This is a genomic window from Ketobacter sp. (genome assembly GCF_003671495.1).
Taxonomy (GTDB): domain Bacteria; phylum Pseudomonadota; class Gammaproteobacteria; order Pseudomonadales; family Ketobacteraceae; genus Ketobacter.
The window spans coordinates 55,949-75,926 of record NZ_RCHN01000018.1 but is presented as its reverse complement, the minus strand read 5'-3'; the positions used below and the strand labels follow the sequence as shown (position 1 = coordinate 75,926).

Sequence of the window (19,978 nt, the reverse complement as noted above, 5' to 3'; positions counted from 1 at the left end):
GAAACGGGCCCATTTGTGAAACCGGGCCAACCGGTTTAGCATGGCAGCACCAAAACCGGCATTCATCAGCACGCACGACGCACGAACCACCTTACATGACCCCAAACACCCTGGTTGAACTACACAATGTGGGCCTGGATTTCAAAGATCGACGGGTACTGCATCAAATCTCGTTTCATGTCCGACAGCGGGAGATCCTCACCATCATCGGCCCCAACGGCGCCGGCAAATCCTGCCTGCTGAAAGTCATTCTGGGGCTGTACCAGCCGACCCGGGGCCGCTGTGAGCAGGCGCCGGGGCTGCGCATCGGTTACATGCCGCAAAAGCTGGCACTGGACCCCAGCCTGCCCCTGTCGGTGGAGCGGTTTCTGACCCTGACCAACCAGGGGGATCGTGCGCCCCTGGATGAAGTGTTGCGGCGGGTGGGGGCCCGGGGCCTGCGCCATAACGCCGTGCAGAGCCTGTCCGGCGGTGAGTTCCAGCGGGTGTTGCTGGCCCGCGCCCTGCTGCGCAAACCGGATCTGCTGGTGCTGGATGAACCGGCCCAGGGGGTGGACCTGCAGGGTCAGCAGGCGCTCTATCATCTGTTGGCGGAGCTGCGGGATGAGCAGGGCTTCGCCATCCTGATGGTGTCCCACGACCTGCATTTTGTGATGGCGCAGACCGATCAGGTGCTGTGCCTGAACCAGCACGTGTGTTGCTCCGGCAGCGCGGAATCCGTCTCCCAGCATCCGGAATACTTGAGCCTGTTCAGCAACAATGCGGTGGAGGACATTGCCGTTTATACCCACAACCACGATCACCATCACGACCTGCACGGCCATGTGGTGGCGGACGCGCCTGACCCCTCACATCCAGAACACACGCACACCCACACGCACACCCACAAAAACGGAGGCTGCAGCCATGATTGAGCTGATTCTGCCGGCCCTGCTGGTGGGGTTGTCGCTGGCGGCCATTGCCGGCCCCCTGGGTTGCTTTGTGGTGTGGAGCCGCATGGCCTATTTCGGTGACACCCTGGCCCACAGCGCCCTGCTGGGCATCGCCCTGGGCTTTCTGTTCGATCTGCACCTGTCCCTGGGTGTCATCGCGGTGAGCAGCAGCATCGCCCTGGCCCTGACCGTGCTGCAGGGGCAACGTTTTATTGCCAGCGACACCCTGCTGGGCATCATGGCCCACGGCACCCTGGCCCTGGGGCTGGTGTTGGTGAGCCTGATGGAAACCGTGCGCCTGGATCTGCTGGGATTGCTGTTCGGTGATCTGCTGGCCACCGGCTTTGGCGATCTGGCCTGGGTGCTGGGACTGGTGGTGGTGATCGGCATAACCCTGTATTTTATCTGGACGCCGTTGCTGAACATCGCCATCAATCAGGAACTGGCCCAGGCCGAGGGTATCCCGGTGGGCCGCATCCGCCTGTTGTTCATGCTGCTGCTGGCCAGTGTGGTGGCCATCGGCATGAAAGTGGTGGGGGCTCTGCTGATCACTGCCATGCTCATCATTCCCGCTGCCGCCGCCCGCAAGCTGGCCAGCACCCCGGAACAGATGGCCCTGGTGGCCAGCCTGGTGGGAATGGGGTCCGTGGTGTGCGGGCTCACCCTGTCCTGGCAGGCAGACACCCCCGCCGGCCCCAGCATTGTGTTGTGCGCCAGCCTGGCGTTCCTGTTTATCTTCAGCTTTGCCCGCAGAAAGGATGCATAACCATGAGCAGTCTGTTACCCGAAGGCATCAGCAGCCTGTTGTTCACCGCCCTGGAACTGATGGCGGCGTTCTTTATTTTTACCGTCGGCACCCTGGCGGTGGTGGTGCTGGTGATGTACGTCATCGACCGCAACCAGACCCAGCAGGCCATACGGCGCAACTATCCGGTGATCGGCCGGTTTCGTTACCTGTTTGAGCACGTCGGCGAATTCTTCCGCCAGTATTTCTTCGCCATGGATCGGGAGGAGCTGCCCTTTAACCGCGCGCAACGCTCCTGGGTGTACCGGGCCGCCAAAAACATCGACAGCACGGTGGCCTTCGGTTCCACCAAGGACTTGAGCAAGCCCGGCTCGATTATCTTTGTGAACACCGCTTATCCCACCCTGGAACAGGACGCCGCTGAAACCGCCCCCCTGGTGATCGGGCCCGACTGCCCACACCCCTTCAACGCCCGCTCCATCATCAACATTTCAGGCATGAGCTACGGAGCTTTGTCCAAGCCGGCAGTGCAGGCCCTGTCCCGCGGCGCCAAGATGGCCGGCTGCTGGATGAACACCGGCGAGGGCGGCTTGTCGCCCTGGCATTTGGAGGGCGGCTGCGACATCGTGTTCCAGATCGGCACCGCCAAATACGGGGTGCGGGATGCGGAAGGCAGGCTGAGCCCCGAGAAGCTGCGCCAGATCGCCAGCCACGACAACGTGCGCATGTTCGAGATCAAACTGAGCCAGGGGGCCAAGCCGGGCAAGGGCGGCATTCTGCCCGCCGCCAAGGTCTCTGCCGAGATCGCCGCCATCCGCGGTATCCCCGAGGGCCAGGCTTCCATCAGCCCCAACCGCCATCCGGAGATCACCTGCGCCGACGACCTGCTGGATATGGTGGCCCAGGTGCGCACCACCACCGGCAAGCCCACCGGCATCAAATTCGTGTTGGGCAGCCCGGAGTGGCTGGACGAGCTGTTCGGGGCCATCGGGCGCCGGGGCCTGGATTCCGCGCCGGACTTTGTCACCCTGGACAGCGCCGACGGCGGCACCGGGGCCGCCCCCATGTCCCTGATCGACGATGTGGGCCTGCCGATCCGCGAATCCCTGCCGATCCTGGTGGATAAACTGGTGGCCCATGGCCTGCGGGAACGCATCCGCGTGGTCTGCTCCGGCAAACTGATCACCCCCAGTGCCGTGGCCACTGCCATCTGCGTGGGGGCGGATTTTGTGGTGAGCGCCCGTGGCTTCATGTTCTCCCTGGGTTGCATCCAGGCCCTGCAGTGCAATAAGAACACCTGCCCCACCGGCGTCACCACCCACGATCCGCGCCTGCAGAAAGGGCTGGACCCCACCGACAAATCCGTGCGGGTTTACCATTATCATCACAACCTGCAACACGAGGTGGAAGTCATCGCGCATTCCTGCGGCGTGGCTGAACCCAGACTGTTACGCCGCCACCACGCCCGCCGGGTGATGGAGAACGGTCATTCCCTGAGCCTGGACCAACTGTATCAACGGGAGCACTTATGAGACGTTCATTAACCGCCCTGGCCCTGCTGGTGCCCACCTTCAGCGTTGCCGCCGGGGTCAAAGATCCTTTATATGGCCAGGTGATGTTCGGCGAGCTGAAGCTCAACGACAACAACGTCACCATCACCACCGACGATGACGTGTACGAAGGGGAGATCCCCGACAGCATTCCCTATCTGGGGGCGGCGGCCCAGGTGATCTGGAAAGACGATGTGATTGGCTACGGTTGGGAAGGGGGTGGGTTCTTTTCCTGGTACAACCGCAGCACCTCCTTTTACGCCAGCAGTGGTGGCAGCGGTACGACGGTCCGCATCAAAGTGGACAACAGTTTCTGGGCCATCGAGACCTTCATGGGCCTGTACGGCAGCTTCAAGCCCATGGATTCACTGCGCTTCTATGTAGGTGCCGGCCCGCTGTTCCTGTTCGCCACCACCAAGATCGACGATGCCCAGCCCGACGAGCCACAACCCTTGAGTGGCAGCTCGATTGTCATCGACGTGGATGATTACCACTCGGACTTCACTATCGGTGGTTATGCCCGGGCCGGGTTCGAATTCCGCCTCCCCAACAATTACTGGGTGGGGGCCAGCGTGCGCCATATGCAGGCGGACCTGGACATGGGCAAAACCCTGGGGGATTTCGACATCGATGGCGAGGTCTATTACATGACCGTCACCAAAAAGCTGTAATCACTGCCTCAGTATTTGACGCTGCATCCATACGGCGCGCTCACCGGCGTGGACACCGGCTTGCCGGCTTCCAGCTCAGTAAAGGCCGCTTTCACATAGTTGGTGGCGGCGGCCAGATCCGCTTTGTCGGCGCTGGGGATGCTGTCGATTCCCCCCATGTACACCAGCTTGCCGCTGGGGTCGATGATGAACATATGGGGCGTGGTGCGGGCATCGTAGAGTTTGCCAATGGCGCCGCTGGGGTCGAGGATCACCCCGCTGGGCGCCGCCCCCCGGCTGGTGGTGAGTTCATTGGCCTTGGCCGCATCAATATTGCCCTGCTTGCCCGGGGCCGACGACACGATGGAATACCAGTGATAGCCCTTGTCAGTGTAGGTTTTCTGCAGGGCCTGCATGTTGCCACTGCCATAGTGTTTCTGCACAAAGGGGCACAGGTGGTTGGTCCATTCCAGCACCACGTACTGGCCCTGCAACCTGGACAGGGTCACGGTGTTGCCCTGGGTGTCGGTGGCGGTAAAGTCCGGCGCCATGGCGCCGGGTTTGGGGGCGGCCTGAGTCAGCCCGACGCTGAACACACACACCATTCCCAGTAACACTCGTAGCAGTCGGTTCATTGGCTTTCTCCCTGCGGTTGCAGCCTGGCGGGCACTGACCAACCCTGGCCGGCCAGTTCCAGCACCACCTCAATCTGGGGCGGGGCCTTGGAAAAATAGCTGTGCCGGTTGAGGCGAATCAGCAATCGATCCTCTTTGAACGTCAGATCCGGAGCAAGTTCCGCCTCGGCAATCTGGCCCGGGGCAATGAACACCCGGGACACGCTGCGGGGCAGGGTGCGGGCCGGCAGATCCACCACTATCTGCTCCCCCTGCACCCGGTAGGTACCGGCGATATCCGACTTCAACGGCAAACTGAAGCGGGCCTGGGCAAAGCGGGACTTGTGGCGGGGGTTGGGGGCGGCAAAGCGGGTGACCGGCAGCTCCAGCTTGAACTCCGCCTGCCCCGGCACACAGGCATCGGCGCACACCAGCCAGCGGGCATCCAGGGTCAGTGCGACGTTTTCTTCCTGCATCACCAGGGGCGGCACCAATTCCACCAGCAGCCCGCTCTCACCTTCGTAGCCGTAATTGATCTGCTTGCCGTAGGGGATGGCCGCCGGGGTGGGAAAGAGGGGCTCACGGGCCTGCCAGCCGGGGGGCAGTTGCCAGTTCAGCTTGGGGGCCAACCCGGAATCGCCGGGGTTTTTCCAGTAGGTATGCCAGTGCGGTTCCGGTGCGAACGTCAGCAGCACCCAGAGGGGCTCACCGGCGGTGACCGTGCTGGTCTCGGTCAGCAGGTCCACCACCACATGCCGGGCCTGCACCGGCGCCGCCAGGGCCGTCAGCGGCCACAGCAGCGTCAGCAGCAGGCTCAACAGCAGCTGCTGTAGCGAACAGACTATTTGATGATGCGTACGACCCCGTCCACCGCCGGGGGTGTCTCCGGCATGGGCTCCACCTCTTTCGGCCGCACGCTGATGTAACCACAGGCGTTGCATTCCGCCAGGTCCTCTCCGTCTTTGCGGTAGACAAAAATCTTGTCTTCCTTTTCACACTGGGGGCACTTGGCCCCCGCAATAAACATTTTTCTCATGCTGCCAGACCGCTGTGGCGCAACAGCGCATCCACTTTGGGTTCCCGGCCACGGAAGCGTCTGAACAATTCCATGGGCTCTTCGGAGCCGCCTTTTTCCAGAATACACTCGCGGAAATCCCGGCCCGCCTGCGGGTTGAAAATCCCTTCCTCCTCAAACCGGGAGAAGGCATCAGCGGACAACACTTCTGCCCATTTATAACTGTAGTACCCCGCCGCATAACCACCGGCAAAAATGTGGCTGAAGCTGCACTCAAACCGGTTGAACGCCGGTGGAGTCATCACCGCCACCCGCTGGCGTACATCTTCCAGCACGCTGTGAATGTTCATGCCCGGCTGGTATTCCATGTGGATGCGGAAATCGAAAATCGAGAATTCCAATTGCCGCACCATCATCATGGCGGATTGGAAATTTTTCGCCGCCAGCATTTTTTCCAGCATGGCCTCCGGCAGAGGTTCGCCGGTTTCGTAATGGCCGGACATGAGGGGAATGGCGTCTTTTTCCCAGCACCAGTTTTCCATGAACTGGCTGGGCAGCTCCACTGCATCCCAGGCCACCCCGGCAATGCCGGACACGGCATCCTCCTCCACCTGGGTCAGCATGTGGTGCAGGCCGTGGCCGAACTCGTGGAACAGGGTGGTGACCTCGTTGTGGGTGAGCAGCGCCGGCTTGTTGCCCACGGGACCATTGAAATTGCAGGTCAGGTAGGCCACGGGTTTTTGCAGACCGCCGGCCAGAGTTTTGCGGCGGGAGCGACACACGTCCATCCAGGCGCCGCCCCGCTTGTTGGCGCGGGCATACAGGTCCAGATAGAAACCGGCGATGGCCTCTTCACCCTTGAACACCCGATAAAAACGCACGTCCGGATGATACAGGTCAACGTTGGTTTCCGGCTTGAAGGTGACCCCGAACAATCGGGTGGCCACTTCGAACAAGCCACTCAACACTTTCTCCAGGGGGAACCAGGGACGCAGTTCCTCCTGGGAAATGGCATAACGTTCCTGCTTGAGTTTTTCACTGACGTAGCTGACATCCCAGGATTGCAGATCACTCAGGCCGCAACGTTCCGCCGCAAACTGTTTCAGCTCCTCGAACTCCTGCCTGGCCACCGGCAGGGATTTGTCCGCCAGGTCGTACAGGAAGGTCATCACCTGGTCGGTGGTCTCGGTCATTTTGGTGGCGATGGAGCGTTCTGCATAATTGTTGAAGCCCAAGAGTTGCGCCAACTCATGACGCAGGGCCAGGATTTCCTGCATCAGGGGATTGTTGTCCCATTGCCCGGCAAACGGGCCCTGATCCGATGCCTTGGTGTTGTAGGCTTCGTAGAATTCGCGGCGCAACGCGCGATTGTCGCAATAGGTCATCACCGCCAGATACACCGGAATATCCAGGGTCAGCAGATAACCTTCCAACTGTTTCGCTTTGGCTGCCAGTTCGGCCCCGTGCAACTGGGTTTCCGGCAGGCCGCTGAGCTCATTCACATCGGTGATGTGGCGGCTGAAGGCATTGGTGCAGTCCAGCACGTTTTCGGCAAATTTGCTGGTGAGCTCCGACAAGCGTTTGCTGATTTCGCCATAGCGCTTTTGCTGTTCCGGCGGCAGGTCGATACCGGACAAATGGAAATCCCGTAACGCATTGTCGATGACTTTTTTCTGCGCCACGGTGAAGTCGGCAAACTGCGGTGAATCTTTCAACGCTTTGTAGGCCTGGTACAAGCCTTTGTGCTGTCCCAGTTTGGTGGAATATTCCGACAGCTTGGGCAGGCAGGCGTTATAGGCATTGCGCAGCGCCTCGTTGTTCATGACGCTGTTAAGATGGCCCACCGGCGACCACATCTTGCCCAGGGTATCGTTCAGCTCCTCAAACGGCAGCAGAAAATTCTCAAGGGTTACATCGTGTTGCTGCACATGGGCCACGATCTCGTCGATCAGTGTGTAGTTGTCCGCAATGATCTGGGACAGGGCCGGTTCTATGTCCTGCGGTTTGATCTGGCTGAAATCGGGTAATTCTTTTGGCGCTAGCAATGGATTCATATCAACAACTTTTTCCGCTCTGATGAGACAAGGTACATGGGGATTAAATTACAGCGTACAAGGTTTACTCTAACGCATTTCCCGCTGTTTAAACGAGCCCTGCTGATAAAGCCATCATTTTGATCAATCTATCAACATGACTATCAAAACAGTATAAGCAGACCCCTCTGAGACAAAATACGAATAATGTCTTGATGTATCCATTTTCTGCTGCTACCTTTTTGGAGCTCAAGGAACAAGCAGTATCAATAACAAGTACAAAACGGGTATATAAAACATGTTACGACGCAACCAAGCGGTCGCACCTGTCAGGGTGCTGACTAAAGCATTCTATTGCCTGCTGTTCGGCAGCGCACTCTCCAGCACACAGTTAACTCACGCCTTTGTGTATGACGACGACCCCGATGCCCTGCTGGGCAGTACCCGGGGTGGTCTGTGGGAATGGGATTACTGCTACGGCAAACCCGACGACACTCCGGTACCGGAAGACCCACGCACCCTGGTGCGCCCGGGGGTCAATGAAGGCAAAGCCGTTCACTTCAACGCCTACTGGGCCGAGTGCCATGTCGATCCGGAAGCGGTGCAGGAACACGCTCACGCCGAGACCTGCGGAGAGCTGCGGGAGTATTTCTACCGCGGCGAACGGCTGATGGACACCGGCGGTGAAGGGGTGGCAGCCCTGTTTGCCGGCAACAGCTATAACGACCTGGCCGCCGCCGGCGGTATTTCCACCTTCACCGCCGGGCAATACAACAACCTGTGGAAAATCTGGGGTGGCTTCAGCTCGCGGCCGGCGAATTTCGACGAGCTGGTGGCCAATCGCTACGGCTCCGGCTTTGACGTGGGCCGCAATCCCTATCCGCTGCCCGGGGAAGACCCCAACCTCACCAACGGCGGCAGCGGCCAACTGCCAGAGATGTTCACCCAACTGCGCAAGGATGACGGCAGCTGGAGTGGACGCATCGGTGTGACCTGTCACGGTTGCCACAGTGGCGAAATCACCAGCAATATTGATGCTCCGGACCTGGGCTTCCAGTTCGGTGGCTCCAGCGCCACGGATTTGAACCTGTTCCTGCGGGACATGCTGCCCCTGGGCTACCTGGCCTCCGGCGTCACCCCCCTGAACCTGACCCAGACCCGCGGCACCAACAACGCCAGCGCAGTGAACATTGCCTTCCTGTTCCCGGACAACGGTCTGCCCACCCTGGGTGGTTTCTTCAACATCCTGACCTCCGGTTCCACCGGCAGCATGGATTCCCCCAACTGGTGGAACATGGGTCACCGCCCGCTGAAGTTCGTGGACGGCCTGTTCCCCATGGATGCGCCACGGGTGGACGCTGTGTTCTACACGCCCTTCTTTGGCCTGTTCGGCGGCACCGCCGGCCCCCTGGGTGAACAGGGCCAGGAGTGGATGCGGACCCACGGCCCGGACATGAACAAGTGGGTGGAAACCATGAAAGCCCCCCGTTATCCACTGCCGGTGGACACCGCGCTGGCGGAAGAGGGTGCGGTTCTGTTCCACGAGCTGGACCTGTGGGCCCCGGAGCGTCGTAACCCGATTCCACGACCGGAGGGCAACGGTTCCTGCGCCGCCTGTCACGGTGCCTATGCGCCCCGCTACGTGAATGACCCGGACTTCCTGGATGATCCGCGCCTGGAAGGTATGGCCGGTTACGTGGTGCCCCTGGACATTATCGGCACCGACCGCCGCCGGGTGCTCACCAACACCGAAGGCATGACCACCACTGGCGCCAACAACTTCTTTGGCTACCCGGCCACCAAGGACACCGAAAACGATTGTGGCCCCCAGAGCCAGAAGAAAATCCGTGGCGACCGGGAAGTGGGCTACCTGGCGCAACCCCTGTACGGGGTGTGGGCCTCTGCACCGTATTTCCACAACGGCTCTGTGCCCAATGTGTGGGAAGTGCTGAAGCCCCAGGACCGCTGGCCCATCTGGCGCCGGGTGTCCGCGCCCCGTGCTGAAGGTGAAGGCAATGTGGTGATGGGCTTTGACACCAATCTGGAGCGGGCCTTTGACACCGAGAAACTGGGCTGGAAATACGACCGTATCCAGTGCGAAAGCCTGCCGCCCATGGTGGCACCGGGCTATAACTGCAGCACCCGGGACATCTACCGTACCCCCTGGATCCAACTGTTGATGGAATGGGTGTATGGCAGCATCACCGGCACCTGGAACCTGGACTTCCCGCCCATCATCACCACGGCGCATATGGAAAACCGCAAGATCATGAACACCCATATGTACAGCCACGGCAACGAAGGACATGAGTTCACCAGCGTACTGACCGATGAGGAGCGCTACGCCCTGATCGAGTACCTGAAAACCCTGTAATTCCTTCTCGTCAAAACCTCTCCCAGAGGACGGGGGCAGCGCTTACACAGGCTGCCCCTTTTTTGTTTGAGACAATTTATATATTATGTCTCACCCTCTATCGGACAGGCAGGAAATCAAGGGATGTGTTGGAGTGCGGAAGCCAGCTTCGCGTTGGCCACCATGGGGTTTGCCACCGTGACCGTATCGGCGGTGCAGGGAGAAAAGAAAGAATTGTTCCTGCCGTTGCTGTGGTTCTCACTGATGGAATTGCTGCAGGGCTTCACCTATTGGTGGATTGATCTCTGCGACAGCCCGCCCAATCAGGTACTGACGTTACTGGGTTATCTGCACATTGCCTTTCAGCCCTTCTTTGCCAACATGATCTCAATGTATTTTTTGCCGGACAAGGTGCACCAACGCATCGCCCCCTGGGTTTACGGCATGTGTTTTGTGGGCGCCCTGGCCATGATCATCGACATCTACCCCTTCGCCTGGGCCGATCACAGCACCCTGCACATGCTGGACAGCACCAGGCTGTGTTCTGTCTCCGGGGATTGGCACATCGCCTGGCACGTGCCGGTGTTCGACACCACCTGGGCCAAGTTCGGCTTCTTCAAGGAGCCCTATTTCATGCTGGTGTTCCTGCTGCCGCTGCTGTACGGCTCCTGGAAATTTACCCTCTATCACATCCTCACCGGGGTGGTGCTGTCAGCCCTGCTGACCCGGGATTCCCACGAAACCGCCGCCGTCTGGTGCCTGCTTTCCATCGGCTTGTTGGCGGTGGTTGCGAAAACGCCAGTCAGAAACATTCTGTTCATCCAACGCTGGTACGGATTGCGCTACCCCCGCTGGTTGGACCCGCAGCCGGAAGATGCCTCTGCTCCCAAGGCCGCCACGATGGAGCGCTGACCCGGGTCGTCAAAAGGTGGCGACCACCCGCACCCGCTGTGGATCGACAAATCCAGACTCCACAAAGGCGATGGTCCTGGGGTTGTTGGCCACCGCATTCACAACGTCTTCGTCGCTGCTCACAATCTTGGGCAGGATCACCTTACCGGTAAACAACAGCCGTGCCAGATACGCCCGCAGCCGCTGCTCATCCGTATGCAGAAAAAACTGCACGAAGGCACCACGGATATCGGTGCCTTCCGGACGGTCGATGGCCTGGATCATTTCACCGTCCGGGAACTGTTTGACCTTGGCCAGGTAGATCCGACGGATATCCAGGGTGGAGAGGCTGGACTGATTGGAGGGATGCACAATCACCGCGTACTCCGCCAACACGATGTTGCTGACCAGAAGTGCACAACAGAGAACCATTAAACGCATATCATGCCCCCTCAGAACACCATATCCAGCGCCACGGACACCAGCTCCACGTCGCTGTCGCGATCGCGGTATTCCGTTTCGGACGCGCTGTATTCCACTTTCGCCACCACCGACTGATCAAAATACCAGGCCAGTCCCAAGGTGTTGGTGGCGCGATCAAAGGCCTCGGGCAGCTCGCGGGCTTTCTCACGGGCATGGGTCAGGTGTGGCACCCATTGCCCCAGCTGATACGCCATGGAAACGTAACCGGTGCGGGATACATCGAGCTCTTTGTCGTCAGCCTGGGTCCATTCGCTGCGCCACAGGAAGGGCCCCACGTCGGCCATGAAGGCCACCGCGGTAAAGGTGACATCGGCTTTGGACTGCTGGGTGATGGGATTGAACGGATCGCCGGTGGGGATATTGATTCGGGTGTCGATTTTGACATCGTTGTACAGCAGTCGTAACCGGAACCACTCCCAACCCAGGGTGGCATTGATGCCGGCATTGCGCCGGGTATCCAGCTCCACGGTGATGGGCTCCAGGTCCAACTCGGAATCAATGGTGCCGTACCAGACCTGGGTGCTGATCTCCAACTCCTGAATGAAATGGGTGTGATACAGGTTCACCCCCTCCAGGTTGGCCGTAAAGATGCGATAGACTTCCACCGGCGGCCGGATCCAGTAATAGCTGTAGCCTACGTCAATGGATTCGGAATAGAAGAACAGGGGCAGGCGATAGCGGCCGGCGTTGAAGGTGAGGTTGGGTTGCAGGTCATAGCTGATGAACGCCCAATCCAGTTCGGCATCGAAATCATCGGCCCCTTTCGCCACCACTTGCAGCGTGGCGCGCAAACGCTCGTTGACCACTGCCTGCACCTGTAAGCCGGCGACGGATTCAGGCTCAAAGCTCACCTCATCGTCGTAGGCGCCCTGGGTGGTGGGTTCCACCTGATAGCGGGTGCCGGCTTCCAGGGTGGTGCCGGCGGCGGCGGTGGCAAAGCCGCTGAAATGAAATTCCGTTGCCTGGGCCGGCGCACTGATTAGCCCACTGGCCGTGCCGACGAGCAGGCAAATAGCGCTCCATGTACCGGGGTGTCCCCATCGCCCCATGGTGGCCTCCTTTCCGGTTTAACCCGTGTTTAATCCCTGTTTCACAAACCTCTGTTCAGTATAGTGGAAAGCGGCACAGCATTCACTGTACCGCCCATTCTGGCCTGTCAGGCCGTGGCTCACTGACAGCAGGGTTCAAATTGCGCCTGAATGTCTTTCATGCGGCTGCGGTTTTTGCCCAGGTCACTGTAGCCTACCCGTGAGGCCGAACGCACCAGGATACGGTTGTCCAGAATCAGGAATTCGGCATCATCCACAAAGCCGAAGACGGCGGTTTCAAACTCCACCCGCAGGTAGTTGTCCTTATCCTGAGTGATGGTGGTACGCGGGTAGGAATTGATCACACCCAGCAGTTTACGCTTGGCCGCGGCCGGATCACCCTCAAACCGGATGGGCGGATATTCACGATCTTCCTCTTCTGCGTTGGAGGAGATGCAGTTCGGTTTGTCCGGGCAGTTGCCGAGTTTATCCTGAAACGCTCCCCGCGCCACCGGATAGGTGGTACCGCAGCCCCCCAGGACCACCGCGGTCATCAGCAGCGCACTCATGGCCCATTTGCTCTTCACCCATTGGTTCAGTGTTGTATTCTTCATGTCGGCTTTACCTCATTTGCCTTTGGTTTTTGTTCATCACTATTTTTTTGTTCTTTATCAGCTGGTTCGCTGCAAAATGTCTTAGGTCAAACTGATACAATAACCCATTCGTGTATCAGGTCATAGACCCTGTAACTTGCCAGACCCTGCCCCCTTGTATACCATTTCCGGCACTGCTCAGAGGCGGGGGCGCCCTGGCAATTTTTTTGAGCCGAAACATTTACTGTCGCTCATGAAAGCTTTTTTCTTTAGGAGTTTTGGGGTCATCAATGCACATCTACCGTAACGGGTTGCGCCTGGCAACCACCGTACTCCTGTCCGTTTTTTCCGTTACCTCCCTGGCTGTTTCATGGGAACCCGTTACTAAAGACGCATTCACCAGCCTGCCGTTACAGTCTGCCCGGGGCATTGCACTCAGTGAAACCAAACGGGAAATGGTGGCTATGGCCCTGCAGCTGGGCGCACACGAAGGCCTGCAACCACTGGCGCAGGGCCGGGACAAAGCAGGCAACCTGCACAGCCGTTATCAGCAGACTTATCAGGGCCTGCCGGTGTGGGGCCAGCACATTACCCTGCACGAGCGCTCGGGCCAGGTCTATGGTGCCGGTGGCAGGGTGGCCCGGGGCCTGGCAACCAGCCTGTCCCAGACCACCGACACCCAGCCCCAGGCTGCCGCCCCGAATCCAACCGGCGATCCGTCGGACCATGAGCAGTATGAACAGGTAGCCCTGCAATGGGTGGCCGCCAAAACCGGGCTCCCCACCGACCAATGGACCCTGAGCCAGGTCGATGTCAGCCGTCAGGTGTATCTGGCGGAGCAACGCGCGGTGATCGTGCGCGTCACCGCCTTCCTGGCCAGTCACCCCGAGCGGGAGCCGGTACGCCCCGTGGTTTTGATCCAGGAGGATACCCTGGACATCCTGCAGGCCTGGGACCGACTGGCCCATGCAGAGGCCACCGGCCCGGGGGGCAACGTCAAAACCGGTCGCTACGAATACGGCACCGACTATGGCTTCCTGGACGTCACCGAAACCGCCACCGGCTGTGCGTTAATCAATGACAATGTCTACACGGTGGACCTGCAACACGGCAGCAACGACAACCTCACCACGCCCTTCGAGTTCCCCTGCTACGAGAACACCTATAAGGAAATCAACGGGGCCTACTCCCCCCTCAATGACGCCCACTACTTCGGCAACGTGGTGTTCAACCTGTATCAGGACTGGTACAGCCTGGCGCCGCTGTCCTTTCAGCTGGCCCTCAAAGTCCATTATCGAAACAATTACGACAACGCCTATTGGGACGGCCAATCCATGGTGTTCGGGGATGGCGGCACTCGCTTTTATCCCCTGGTGGACATCAATGTGGTGTCCCACGAGGTGAGTCACGGTTTCACTGAACAGAATTCCAACCTGATCTACAACCAGCAGTCCGGCGGCATCAACGAGGCCTTTTCCGACATGGCCGGTGAAGCGGCGGAGTACTATCTGACGGGCAGCGTGGACTGGCTGATCGGGGCAGCCATCACCAAGAACACCACCGCCCTGCGGTATTTTGCCGACCCCACCGAGGATGGCCTGTCCATCGGCCACGCCAGCGATTTTTACACCGGTATGGACGTGCACCACTCCAGCGGTGTGTTCAATCGCGCCTATTACCTGATTGCCACTGCCGAGGGCTGGAATCCCCGCACCGCGTTTGATCTTTTCGTGCAGGCCAATCGCTTCCACTGGGTGCCCAGCACCGGCTTCGAAGAGGGCGCCTGCGGCGTGTTGAGCGCGGCGGATGATCTGGGGTATCCCAAATTTGCGGTGATGCGGGCCTTTGTCACCGTGGGCATCTATTGTCGCAGCGACGACCTGGACACCGACGGCGACGGCATGCCCGATGGTTGGGAGTACCATTGGGGATTCGACCCCACCGACCCGTCCGATGCCCTGGGTGACCTGGATACCGATGGCGTCAGCAACGTCACCGAATTCCAGTATCAAACCGATCCCACGCTTTCGGATACAGACCACGACAACCTGGGCGACTACGACGAAATCGAGGTGCACGGTACATCCCCGATTCTGCCGGATACCGACAGCGACCAGATGCCGGACGGGTTCGAGGTGCAATACGGCCTGGACCCCCTGGACCCAGCCGACGCCGCGCTCGACTTTGACGGTGATGGCTCCCCCAATCTGGAAGAATACCAGCTGGGCACTGATCCCACCGACCCCTCCGATTTTGTCACCCCCATGGCATTCTATCTGGAATCCTTCGAAGGCCCGCTGGACGCCCGCTGGCAACAGACCAGCGACAGCAGCACCGGCGGTTGGGCGCAGGGCGCGGACTGGTCCAGCCACGGCCAGCACAGTTATGTCGCCCGCGGCCTGGCCCATTCCCAGCGTGCCAGCCTGACCCTGGTGGGGGTGTTTGAGGCCGGTACCCTGAGCTTCGATTACCGGGTTTCCACGGAAGCCTGCTGCGACCGACTGCAGGTGTTCCTGGACGGTAATCAGGTGCTGAACCGCAGCGGGAACGATAGCGCCCGATTCAGCCTGGCGCTGGCACCGGGGGCCCACAGCATCGTCTTCCAATACAGCAAGGATGGCTCCGTTAATGCCGATCTGGACAGCGTCTGGATCGACGGACTGCTGTTCGAATCGAATGACCCCGATGTGGACGGCGACGGCCTGCCCAACCGCTGGGAAATGCAATACGAGCTGAATCCGGAGGACCCCGCCGATGCCGCGCAGGATCTGGACGGTGACGGCGCCAGCAACCTGCAGGAATTCGAACACGGCTCGAACCCGACCCTGGCCCACAGCGACGGCGACAACCTGAATGACGGCGCGGAAATCAACCAGCACGGCACCTCACCGCTGCGGGCGGACACCGACGGCGACGAAATGGACGACGGCTTTGAAGTGGCCATGGGCCTGGACCCGCTGGACCCTGCCGATGCGGACCAGGATCTGGACGGCGACGGTCACACCAATCTGGAGGAATTCCGCCTCGGTACCGACCCCACCGACCCGGATGACTTTCTGGAACCCATCACCCTGCTGTTCGAGTCGTTCGAAGCCGACCTTCCTGCCCATTGGGAAATCAGCAGCAACAACCCCGGCGGTGCTGGCTGGAGCATCAGCAGCGGCTGGTCCACCCATGGCAGCAACAGTTTTGCGGCCAGCGGTCTGACCCACAACCAGTCGGCGACCCTGCGCTTCACCCTGTTTGTGACCGCAGGCACCCTGTCTTTTGATTACCGCACCGCCACGGAAAGCTGCTGTGACCGACTCTATGTGTCGGTGGATGGCAACCCGGTGATGAATGCGTCAGGCATCCGCAATGGACGGTTTTCCCTGGACCTGGCGGCCGGGCAGCACAGCTTCGTGTTCACCTACAGCAAAGACGGCTCCGTTAACCGGGATGAAGATACGGTCTGGATCGATGCCCTGCTGTTTGAAAGCGATACCGATGTGGACGCCGATGGCCTGCCCAATCATTGGGAGATCCAATACGGTCTGGACCCGCTGGACCCCACCGACGCGGCCCTGGACCTGGATGGCGACGGCGCCAGCAACCACCAGGAGTTTGAGCACGGCTCTGACCCCACCCTGGTGGACAGCGACGGCGATGGCGTAAGTGACGGTGACGAAATCAACGTACACGGCTCCAATCCCGGTCTCCGCGACAGCGACGGCGATCTCATGGAGGACGGCTACGAAGTGCAACATGGCTTAAGCCCCACTGACCCAACGGATGCGGCCCAGGACCTGGACGGCGACGGCAGTTCCAACCTGGAGGAATACCAGCGCGGCAGCGACCCCTCTGATCCCACTGACTTTGTGCCGACCATCGAGTACATGGCGCTCACCTTCGAAGCGGACACCCTGCCGGATGGCTGGAGCATCACCACCAGCGGCAGCGGCCAGTGGGACTTCAGCGATGACTGGTCCAGCCAGGGCCACCGCAGCCTGAAGGCCAGCGGCCTGGAGAACGGTACCGTCAGCGCGCTGCAGTTCCACGGCTGGACCCGCAGCGGGACCTTGCACCTGGATCTGCGCACCCGTTTCCTGGCCAGCGGCCGTGATCGACTGCTGGTTTACCTGAATGGGGAAGCCCGTTACGCCTTCAGCAGCTTCACCGACCAGACCACCCGCCTGCAGGTTCCACTGACCGAAGGCGAGCACCGTATTGAAATCCAGTTGCAGCGCAACAGCGCCGCTGACGACGCCTCCAGCGCCTGGATTGACCTGGTCTGGTTCGAAAGCGCCAACACCGACCTGGATGCAGACGGTCTGCCGAATCAATGGGAACTGGCGTTTGATCTGGACCCGCAGGAACCCCACGATGCCGAGGTGGACACCGACCTGGATGGCCTCAGCAACCTGGAAGAGTTCCAGTACCAGGGCCATCCACGGCGTGCCGACAGTGACGACGATGGCGCCGACGACGCCGCTGAACGCGCTGCCAACACCGGCCTCGACAACCCGGACAGTGACGGCGACCAGATGCACGACGGCTTTGAAATCCGCTATGGCCTGGACCCGCTGGATGGCAGCGACGGGACCCGGGACAACGACGGCGACCGCCTGACCAACCTGGATGAATTCCGCCTGCAGCTGGACCCCACCGACCCGGCCTCCATGACCAACCCGCTGCTGCTGTGGCAGGATTCCTTCGAGTCCGGCCCTGCACCGCAATGGCGCTTCACCACGGAGCGGGCAGAGCCCTGGACCACTTCGGCCAGCTGGAGCAGTCACGGCGGGTTCAGCCTGGCCCAGGAAAACATGGCGTTCTACAGTACGGCCACCGCAGAATTCACCGCGCTCTTCCAGGCCGGTACCTTGCAGTACGATTTCAATCTGCAAAGCAGCTCGCTGAACAGCCGGCTGCGGCTGTATGTGGATGGGGTACTGGAGGCGGAGCACGGCTATTACGATGCGCCGGGGAACTTCACGCTGGATTTGACGACAGGGGTTCACAGTCTCCGCTTTGAGATGGACAACCCCTACAGCGGCGGCCCCACTCACCTGTATCTGGATAACCTGCGCTTCTTCACCAGCAGTGAGGAGGATGACGACGGCGACGGCATTCCCAGCGCCTGGGAGGCCGAACACGGATTGGACCCGACTGATCCGGATGACGGGCAGGGCGATCCAGACGCTGACGGCCTCAATAATCTGCAGGAATACGAAGGTGACACCGATCCCTTCGCCGCCAACGTGGAGCTGCAGGTCACCATGACCAAGCTGTTTGAAACCCGCAGTGACGAGGTCAACTACCGGGTGCGCTTCACCAATTCCGGTCAGGTGGATGCCCACAACCTGCAGATCCTGCACACCAGTGCCAGCAACCTCTACCTGACCTACATCCGGCAAGAGAACGATGCCGTGAATTGCATCAGCACCCGTGGCCGCCTGGACTGCACACTGCCGTCGCTGCCCGTGGGCGAGGAAAAGGTGATGGACATCGTCATGGGTGTCCCCAACGCCTCGGATAAACACCTGGTGGTGTCCTCCGCTTTCGCCGACGAGGTGGACTATCAGCCGGAGAACAACGAGGCCCGGGGGGAATACGCCGGCGCACTGTCCTGGTGGCTGCTGACCCTGCTCAGTGGGCTGTATTGGGCCAGGGTGCATTGGGCCAGGATGAACTGGGCCAGGCGCCCAGGCAAAGGCAGCCGGGGCTAGACCAGCAGCAGGGTGCCCAAACCCAGGAACGCCACAAACCCCACAATGTCCGTCACGGTGGTCAGCACCACCGAGCCGGACAACGCGGGGTCCAGTTTCATTTTGTCCAGTAACACCGGGATGGCCACCCCGGACAGGGCCGCCGCCGCGATGTTCACCAAAATCGCCAGGGCAATCACCAGGCCGATCACCGGGCTGCTGAACCAGAGACTGGCCACCACGCCGATCACGATCGCCCACAGAACACCGTTGAGGCTGCCCACACTGAGCTCCTTCTTCACCAGCGCCTTGAGGTTGGCTTTGGTGACCTGGCCCATGGCCAGGCCGCGGATGATCAGGGTCAGGGTCTGGCTGCCGGCGATGCCACCCATGCTGGCCACCACCGGCATCAATACCGCCAGCGCCACCACCTGTTGCAGGGTGGCTTCAAACAGGCCGATGAACCAGGAGGCCAGAAACGCGGTCAGCAGGTTGATCCCCAGCCACAGGGCCCGGTTACGGGCACTTTTCACCACCGGCGAGAACAAGTCCTCGTCCTCGTCCATACCGGCGCCGGCCATCAACTGCCCCTCGTAATAGGTGTTCACCAGCTCCGCCGCGGTTTGCACATCAATGCGACCCAGCAGCTTGCCGCCGTCGTCCACCACCGGCAGGGCCGTGAAGCCGGACTGCTGCACCTTGAGTGAGGCATCCACGGAATCCTCCTGGCCTTCCAGCACGGTGAACACATCCTCGGACAGATCCACCAGGGGAATGTGATCCGGCGAGCCGATGATCTTGCCGATGCGGACCGCTTCCGAGAAATGACCGGCCCGGTTCACCAGAAACAGGGTGTCGGCGTACTCCGGCAACTCCCGCCGCAACAGGCGCATGCCATCCCGTACCTTGGCGTTGGTGGGCAGCACCAGAATTTCATGACTGACCCAGCGGCCGATCTGGTCATCGCGGTAGACTTTGGCTTCCTTGAAGTAATGGCGCTGCTGCTCGTCCATCACCCACAGGGCCCGGTCCACCATGCGCCGGGGCAGGGATTCGGACAGCTCCACCAGATCCTCCGCCGCCATGCCCTGGAACAACGCATCCAGCTGCTCCAGGGTCATGTTGTCCAGCAGGGTTTCCCGGGGATCACCGCGCATGGTGAGGAGGATGCCCAGTTTCTCTTCCGCCGGCACCTTGCTCCAGGCTTCCAGACGCACCGGCAACGGCAGCGACTCCAGCAACAACGCCACTTCTTCCGGCTCTCGCGTGGCCACCACCTGACGTATCACCTGATCCTGCTGTTCAGGGGTGGTATCGACCAGTTCGCCAATGAGATCGGAAAGTTCTTCGGTCATAGAGGAATCCTGTTGCGCCGGGCATTGCAGATGGGTGCATTGTAGACGTCCT

At 60.4% G+C, this 19,978-nt stretch carries 15 protein-coding genes; 7 read left to right on the top strand and 8 right to left on the bottom strand.

The annotated features are described in order from the left end of the window. Positions 1-95: 95 nt before the first annotated feature. From znuC to D9N14_RS09075, 4 genes are read left to right on the top strand one after another with little or no spacing between them, the layout of a single operon-like run. On the top strand, positions 96-914 hold the full coding sequence (gene znuC, locus D9N14_RS09090) for a zinc ABC transporter ATP-binding protein ZnuC (RefSeq protein ID WP_290579056.1): 819 nt from the start codon (positions 96-98) through the stop codon (positions 912-914). Then, complete coding sequence (locus tag D9N14_RS09085; RefSeq protein WP_290579055.1) at positions 907-1,698, top strand: metal ABC transporter permease; 792 nt, start codon at positions 907-909, stop codon at positions 1,696-1,698. Before znuC ends, D9N14_RS09085 begins: the two co-directional genes overlap by 8 nt. 2 nt (positions 1,699-1,700) lie before the next feature. Continuing rightward, a complete protein-coding gene (locus tag D9N14_RS09080; protein WP_317622599.1) occupies positions 1,701-3,209 on the top strand; it encodes an FMN-binding glutamate synthase family protein in 1,509 nt (502 codons plus the stop codon). After that, positions 3,206-3,898 carry an outer membrane beta-barrel protein gene (locus D9N14_RS09075; protein ID WP_290579054.1) on the top strand — a complete coding sequence of 231 codons (693 nt, stop codon included), beginning with the start codon at positions 3,206-3,208 and terminating at the stop codon, positions 3,896-3,898. The genes D9N14_RS09080 and D9N14_RS09075 overlap by 4 nt, the downstream gene beginning before the upstream one ends. An 8-nt stretch (positions 3,899-3,906) precedes the next feature. On the opposite strand, the gene D9N14_RS09070 is transcribed toward D9N14_RS09075, so the two are convergent. The 4 genes from D9N14_RS09070 to prlC are packed head-to-tail and all read right to left on the bottom strand — an operon-like array spanning position 3,907 to position 7,560. Then, on the bottom strand, positions 3,907-4,512 hold the full coding sequence (locus D9N14_RS09070; RefSeq protein ID WP_290579053.1) for a redoxin domain-containing protein: 606 nt from the start codon (positions 4,510-4,512) through the stop codon (positions 3,907-3,909). Then, complete coding sequence (locus D9N14_RS09065; protein ID WP_290579052.1) at positions 4,509-5,309, bottom strand: protein-disulfide reductase DsbD domain-containing protein; 801 nt, start codon at positions 5,307-5,309, stop codon at positions 4,509-4,511. The genes D9N14_RS09070 and D9N14_RS09065 overlap by 4 nt, the downstream gene beginning before the upstream one ends. A gap of 23 nt (positions 5,310-5,332) precedes the next feature. Continuing rightward, positions 5,333-5,527 (bottom strand): YheV family putative zinc ribbon protein, encoded by a 195-nt coding sequence (locus tag D9N14_RS09060; protein WP_290579051.1) that lies wholly within the window; start codon positions 5,525-5,527, stop codon positions 5,333-5,335. Then, the gene (gene prlC / locus D9N14_RS09055; RefSeq protein ID WP_290579050.1) at positions 5,524-7,560 is read right to left on the bottom strand and encodes an oligopeptidase A; all 2,037 of its coding nucleotides are present in this window, start codon (positions 7,558-7,560) and stop codon (positions 5,524-5,526) included. Before prlC ends, D9N14_RS09060 begins: the two co-directional genes overlap by 4 nt. A 277-nt stretch (positions 7,561-7,837) precedes the next feature. Here prlC and D9N14_RS09050 point away from each other — a divergent pair, with 277 nt between their 5' ends. Both D9N14_RS09050 and D9N14_RS09045 read left to right on the top strand, forming a co-directional pair. Beyond that, positions 7,838-9,913: a hypothetical protein gene (locus D9N14_RS09050; RefSeq protein ID WP_290579049.1), complete on the top strand. Its 2,076-nt coding sequence runs from the start codon at positions 7,838-7,840 to the stop codon at positions 9,911-9,913. A gap of 123 nt (positions 9,914-10,036) precedes the next feature. Then, positions 10,037-10,804 (top strand): DUF5765 domain-containing protein, encoded by a 768-nt coding sequence (locus D9N14_RS09045; RefSeq protein ID WP_290579048.1) that lies wholly within the window; start codon positions 10,037-10,039, stop codon positions 10,802-10,804. A 9-nt stretch (positions 10,805-10,813) separates the two neighbouring features. Here the strand turns inward: D9N14_RS09045 and D9N14_RS09040 are convergent, their stop codons facing one another. The 3 genes from D9N14_RS09040 to D9N14_RS09030 form a co-directional block, all read right to left on the bottom strand. After that, the gene (locus tag D9N14_RS09040) at positions 10,814-11,224 is read right to left on the bottom strand and encodes a hypothetical protein (RefSeq protein ID WP_290579047.1); all 411 of its coding nucleotides are present in this window, start codon (positions 11,222-11,224) and stop codon (positions 10,814-10,816) included. Between the two features lie 11 nt (positions 11,225-11,235). Next, positions 11,236-12,315, bottom strand: coding sequence for a hypothetical protein (locus D9N14_RS09035; protein WP_290579046.1), 1,080 nt, complete (start codon positions 12,313-12,315; stop codon positions 11,236-11,238). Positions 12,316-12,434: 119 nt separating this feature from the next. Next, positions 12,435-12,908, bottom strand: coding sequence for a DUF1499 domain-containing protein (locus D9N14_RS09030; RefSeq protein WP_290579045.1), 474 nt, complete (start codon positions 12,906-12,908; stop codon positions 12,435-12,437). A gap of 269 nt (positions 12,909-13,177) precedes the next feature. On the opposite strand from D9N14_RS09030, the gene D9N14_RS09025 reads away from it, so the two are divergent. Beyond that, positions 13,178-18,592 (top strand): M4 family metallopeptidase, encoded by a 5,415-nt coding sequence (locus D9N14_RS09025; protein WP_290579044.1) that lies wholly within the window; start codon positions 13,178-13,180, stop codon positions 18,590-18,592. Here the strand turns inward: D9N14_RS09025 and D9N14_RS09020 are convergent. Then, positions 18,589-19,926, bottom strand: coding sequence for a magnesium transporter (locus D9N14_RS09020; protein ID WP_290579043.1), 1,338 nt, complete (start codon positions 19,924-19,926; stop codon positions 18,589-18,591). The genes D9N14_RS09025 and D9N14_RS09020 overlap by 4 nt on opposite strands. Positions 19,927-19,978 lie beyond the last annotated feature (52 nt).

Coding starts and splice junctions, on each gene's coding strand:
- znuC (WP_290579056.1), top strand. CDS start 96: ATGACCCCAAACACCCTGGTTGAACTACACAATGTGGGCCTGGATTTC.
- D9N14_RS09085 (WP_290579055.1), top strand. CDS start 907: ATGATTGAGCTGATTCTGCCGGCCCTGCTGGTGGGGTTGTCGCTGGCG.
- D9N14_RS09080 (WP_317622599.1), top strand. CDS start 1,701: ATGAGCAGTCTGTTACCCGAAGGCATCAGCAGCCTGTTGTTCACCGCC.
- D9N14_RS09075 (WP_290579054.1), top strand. CDS start 3,206: ATGAGACGTTCATTAACCGCCCTGGCCCTGCTGGTGCCCACCTTCAGC.
- D9N14_RS09070 (WP_290579053.1), bottom strand. CDS start 4,512: ATGAACCGACTGCTACGAGTGTTACTGGGAATGGTGTGTGTGTTCAGC.
- D9N14_RS09060 (WP_290579051.1), bottom strand. CDS start 5,527: ATGAGAAAAATGTTTATTGCGGGGGCCAAGTGCCCCCAGTGTGAAAAG.
- prlC (WP_290579050.1), bottom strand. CDS start 7,560: ATGAATCCATTGCTAGCGCCAAAAGAATTACCCGATTTCAGCCAGATC.
- D9N14_RS09050 (WP_290579049.1), top strand. CDS start 7,838: ATGTTACGACGCAACCAAGCGGTCGCACCTGTCAGGGTGCTGACTAAA.
- D9N14_RS09045 (WP_290579048.1), top strand. CDS start 10,037: ATGTGTTGGAGTGCGGAAGCCAGCTTCGCGTTGGCCACCATGGGGTTT.
- D9N14_RS09040 (WP_290579047.1), bottom strand. CDS start 11,224: ATGCGTTTAATGGTTCTCTGTTGTGCACTTCTGGTCAGCAACATCGTG.
- D9N14_RS09035 (WP_290579046.1), bottom strand. CDS start 12,315: ATGGGGCGATGGGGACACCCCGGTACATGGAGCGCTATTTGCCTGCTC.
- D9N14_RS09030 (WP_290579045.1), bottom strand. CDS start 12,908: ATGAAGAATACAACACTGAACCAATGGGTGAAGAGCAAATGGGCCATG.
- D9N14_RS09025 (WP_290579044.1), top strand. CDS start 13,178: ATGCACATCTACCGTAACGGGTTGCGCCTGGCAACCACCGTACTCCTG.
- D9N14_RS09020 (WP_290579043.1), bottom strand. CDS start 19,926: ATGACCGAAGAACTTTCCGATCTCATTGGCGAACTGGTCGATACCACC.